Source organism: Methylobacterium sp. WL116, from assembly GCF_008039455.1.
In the GTDB taxonomy this organism is placed as follows: domain Bacteria; phylum Pseudomonadota; class Alphaproteobacteria; order Rhizobiales; family Beijerinckiaceae; genus Methylobacterium.
In genome coordinates, this window is the sequence record NZ_VRUV01000450.1 from 1 (window position 1) to 3734 (window position 3734).

Here is a 3734-nt window from a genome sequence, read left to right on the forward strand (position 1 = left end):
GCATCGGGCGCGCGGTTGCCGTAGGCGTCGCCGGCGACGTCGGCGCCGTCCTCGAGGCCCGAGAGGTCGCCTCGATCACCGCCGTCGATCCGACGACGCTCAAGCCCGGCGCGATCCTGGTGAGCGACCACCGCGACAACCCGTCGACGCCGGAGAACGGCTTGACGCCCTACCTCGACTGGGTCCGGACCAAGCCTGCGGAGGCGGCCGCGCTCTCGCCCTTCCCCGGCTACAAGGAGCCGGACTACACCACCACCGTGAACGGCGTGGCCAAGCCCCGGCACGAGACGCTGAAGGTCTACGTCGCCGAGGGGCGCTTCGTGGTGGCGCGGCCCCCCGAGGCGATCGACCTCGCGGCGCTGGCCCGTCTCGGCTTCGTGCAGGCGATGGACCCGGCGATCAAGCACAAGGCCCTCGACCCCGCCGACGTGACGCCGACCAAGGACCCCGCCGCGGCCTTCGCCCGCCGTCCCGACCGCCCGTGGTGCGAGCCGGGCACGGTCTGCATCGAGTCGCGCTACGACCTCGAGGGCAAGCTGCCGCTCGGGGTGAAGCTCGCCAACAAGCTGGAGGAGGGCGGCGCAAAGAAGATCGCCGAGTTCGTGACGTTCCAGAGCGAGCTGCGCACCCTCGCCCCCGATCGGGCGGCCGGCCTCGGGGCGCTGACAAAGGTCGACACCACCGTCACGGGCGGGCTGGAGCAGACGATCTTCTGGGTCAACCAGATCCTGCGCTTCGGCAAGTTCCTGGCGGTGTTCCAGCCGATGCCGGGCGACCCGACCAAGACCGTCGTGACCACCTACATGGCGCTGGCGATCAAGGGCGACGTCCTCGACCGCAAGGCGGAATACGCCCGCGTCCCCGTGCTCAGGAACCTGCTGCCGGCGCAGGTGCTGATGGGCAATTCGAGCTTCAACACCGGCACCTCGATCAGCGCCGGCCTGCCGACCTACGCCCGCAACCGCATCGCGGCCTTCGCCGACGCCCTGGCCAAGCGCTAGGGCGCCCCGGGCCGCGGATGCGGAGCGAACCGGGGATCAGTAGCCGCGGTTGGCGATCGAGGGGATCGAGGGCTGGGTGTACAGGCGGTTCACGTCGGGCCGGGTCTGCGTGCCGTTGGTGTCGTTCGAGCGCCGGTAGTTGTCGGTGTTGAAGGTCTCCGCCAGGCCGCTGCGGCTGTCGGGGCCGTCGACGCTGTTGCAGGCGCCGAGGCCGCCGACCAGGGCGGCCGCGAGGGCGAAGGGAGCGAGTGTCTGAACGGTCGGGACGAGGCGCATCGCGGGTCCTGGGGCGTGATCGGGAGGGAAGGCGCGGGAATGACGGGCCGAGGTGTCGGGCCAGTGTGTCCGCGTCAAGGCGGTGCCGATCGCGTGAATCGGTTGCCGGGGATGTGATGTCGCCCGGCCACGGAAAAGTCACCACGGCGTGGCTTTGCGGCCGCGAAACCGGGCATTCGTGTGGAGGAGCGCTGGTGCGACCCTGGCCAAGCGGGTGCGTTCCGGCGACAACGACCGTGATGAGCCGAAAGCCTTCATGAGCAACGTCCTGCCCTTCCGCCCGCGCACCCCCGTGCAGCAGCTCGCCCGTTGCGAGGTCGTCGCCGTCGCCGGAGACCTTCTCACGCTGCTCGAGCAGCTCGAGGACGTCAGCGCCCGCGCCGCCGCCATGGGCCGCCCGGCGCTCGAGGTCGAGCGCACGGTCCAGCACCTGCTCGACGCGGTCAGCGCCGTCGAGCGCGCGCTCGACTGCATCGGCGAGGGCGAGCAGGCCACGCCGGCCTGACGCCCGACGCAGCAACCACCGACATCCGTCCGGACGTTTCGCGCGACCCGATGCGATCGGGCCCGCGCCTTCCGCCATGCGTTCGACCGGTGCGCCCGCCCGCGAATTCGCGTGCAAACTTCGCGGAACTGTCGCGTTTAAGTTGCCGTTAACGGGGTGTCGCATCGCACGCGCCGTGCGGTTCACCTCATGTCTCTGCCCGCGCATCCTTGGAGGGATCGATGACGTCGTCCTTGAACCGTCGCGTCCTCGCCACCGTGCTCGCTGGTGGCCTCGTCGCCGGCGGCGTCGCCCAGGCGCAGGCGGCCGAGCTCGGCTTCTTCGAGGCGCTGTTCGGTGGGGCCCGCCCGGCGGCGCAGGCGCAGGCGCAGGCGCCCGAGCCGAGCCAGCCGGCCTATTCCGGCGGCGCGTACCGTCCGCGTATCCGCCGGGCGGTGTCGCCGCGGCTGCGGCCGCGGACCCGCTACGCCGCCCTGCCCGCCGCGGAGCCGCTGAAGGTGCGGATCACCGATCGCCAGAAGCCGATCGACATGACGGGCGGCGCCGCCGCCGCCCTGATGAAGGACGAGACGCTGCGGCCCGGCGACATCGTGGTGCTGAGCAGCGGAGCCCGCGTGTTCACCGGCGATCCCGATGCGGCCCACACGATGCGCGACTTCGCCCCGGTCGAGCGTTCGGCCTACGTCGATCGCGGCACCCGCAAGCAGCTGGCGGCGCTGATGGCGCCCGCTTCGGCGCTGCCGGCCGACCAGGCGCGCAAGTTCGTCGAGCGGCTGAAATCCACGCCGCGCACGCCCGCGACCCTGATGCCGCAGCAGGCCTCGATGCGCGTCATCAGTCCGTGGACGGTGGCGCCCTGAGGCGCCGACCGATCCTGTCATTCGCGGAGGATCAGCTGATCGCGGCGCCGGTCAGGCTCGCCCAGACCGTGCCGTAATGGCAGGCGGCGGCCGCGAGCACGAAGGCGTGCCAGATCGCGTTCTGGAACGGAAGCTTGCGCCAGACGTGGAAGATGACCCCGACCGAGTAGAGCAGGCCGCCGATCGCGAGCATCCACAAAGCGGTCGGCTGCAGCGCCGCGATCACCGATTCGTAGGCGAACAGGCCGCACCAGCCGAGGAGCAGGTAGAGGCCGATCGACAGCCGGTCGAAGCGGCCGGGCAGCAGCAGCTTCACCGCGATGCCGATCCCGGCCACGATCCACACGAAGGCGAGGAGCGCCCACGCCGTCGGCCCGGTCCCGACCAGGGCGACGAGCGGCGTGTAGGTGCCGGCGATCATCAGGTAGATCAGCGCGTGGTCGGCGCGGCGCAGCAGCCATTTGCGCGGGCCGACCGGGTAGAGGTTGTAGGTGGCCGAGACCGCCAGCATCGAGACCAGGGCGGTGGCGTAGACCGCCACCGCGACCCGCTCGGACGTGCCGAGATGCTCCGTCAGCGCCATCGACACCAGGGCGACCGCCCCGGCGAGGCCGAGGAGCACGCCGAGGCCGTGGACCACCCCGTCGGCGACGATCTCGCGCGGCGTATAGTGCCAGGTGAGACCAACCGGTCGTCCGTCTTCGGCCAGGAACATCACAGCCTCCTGCAACGCATCGAGGCTAAGCCGTTTCGATGACACTCGTTCCACCGGCAGACCACGCAGCGCCGAGCCGTCCCGCCTTTTCCACCGATCAGGCTCAACATTCATCCTGAATCGAGGAAGCGGGCCTCCAAGCCGCCATCAGGCGCCGCGTCCGGCCAGCGCCTCGAAGCCGAACGGGGCGATCGCCGGGCCGGTCGTGCGCGTCGCGCGCACGAGGCCGCGGCTCAGGCGCGCATGGACGGTCGCCATCACCAGGACGGCCATCGCCAGCACCTGGTGCGCCAGGGCCGCCCAGAGCGGCACGGCCATCAGCAACGTCGCGATGCCGAGCGCGGCCTGGGCCAAGGCGAGCCCGGCGACGCCGGTGG

The 3734-nt window shown here is 71.3% G+C and carries 5 protein-coding genes and 1 pseudogene; 3 read left to right on the forward strand and 3 right to left on the reverse strand.

Annotation, left to right across the window (positions count from 1 at the left end):
• Positions 1-2 precede the first annotated feature (2 nt).
• Positions 3-1001 (forward strand): hypothetical protein, encoded by a 999-nt coding sequence (locus FV223_RS22485; protein ID WP_246689765.1) that lies wholly within the window; start codon positions 3-5, stop codon positions 999-1001.
• A 36-nt stretch (positions 1002-1037) separates the two neighbouring features.
• Here FV223_RS22485 and FV223_RS22490 read toward each other — a convergent pair whose 3' ends face one another.
• The gene (locus FV223_RS22490; RefSeq protein ID WP_147729075.1) at positions 1038-1277 is read right to left on the reverse strand and encodes a hypothetical protein; all 240 of its coding nucleotides are present in this window, start codon (positions 1275-1277) and stop codon (positions 1038-1040) included.
• Between the two features lie 256 nt (positions 1278-1533).
• On the opposite strand from FV223_RS22490, the gene FV223_RS22495 reads away from it, so the two are divergent.
• Together FV223_RS22495 and FV223_RS22500 are read left to right on the forward strand one after the other, a co-directional pair.
• Positions 1534-1782 (forward strand): hypothetical protein, encoded by a 249-nt coding sequence (locus tag FV223_RS22495; RefSeq protein WP_147729076.1) that lies wholly within the window; start codon positions 1534-1536, stop codon positions 1780-1782.
• Positions 1783-2003: 221 nt separating this feature from the next.
• Positions 2004-2642, forward strand: coding sequence for a hypothetical protein (locus FV223_RS22500; protein ID WP_147729077.1), 639 nt, complete (start codon positions 2004-2006; stop codon positions 2640-2642).
• A 31-nt stretch (positions 2643-2673) separates the two neighbouring features.
• Here the strand turns inward: FV223_RS22500 and FV223_RS22505 are convergent, their stop codons facing one another.
• Together FV223_RS22505 and FV223_RS22510 are read right to left on the reverse strand one after the other, a co-directional pair.
• Complete coding sequence (locus tag FV223_RS22505; protein ID WP_147729078.1) at positions 2674-3357, reverse strand: hemolysin III family protein; 684 nt, start codon at positions 3355-3357, stop codon at positions 2674-2676.
• A gap of 147 nt (positions 3358-3504) precedes the next feature.
• A pseudogene (locus FV223_RS22510) lies at positions 3505-3734 on the reverse strand (heme A synthase); the annotation flags it as partial.

Coding starts and splice junctions, on each gene's coding strand:
- FV223_RS22490 (WP_147729075.1), bottom strand. CDS start 1,277: ATGCGCCTCGTCCCGACCGTTCAGACACTCGCTCCCTTCGCCCTCGCG.
- FV223_RS22495 (WP_147729076.1), top strand. CDS start 1,534: ATGAGCAACGTCCTGCCCTTCCGCCCGCGCACCCCCGTGCAGCAGCTC.
- FV223_RS22500 (WP_147729077.1), top strand. CDS start 2,004: ATGACGTCGTCCTTGAACCGTCGCGTCCTCGCCACCGTGCTCGCTGGT.
- FV223_RS22505 (WP_147729078.1), bottom strand. CDS start 3,357: ATGTTCCTGGCCGAAGACGGACGACCGGTTGGTCTCACCTGGCACTAT.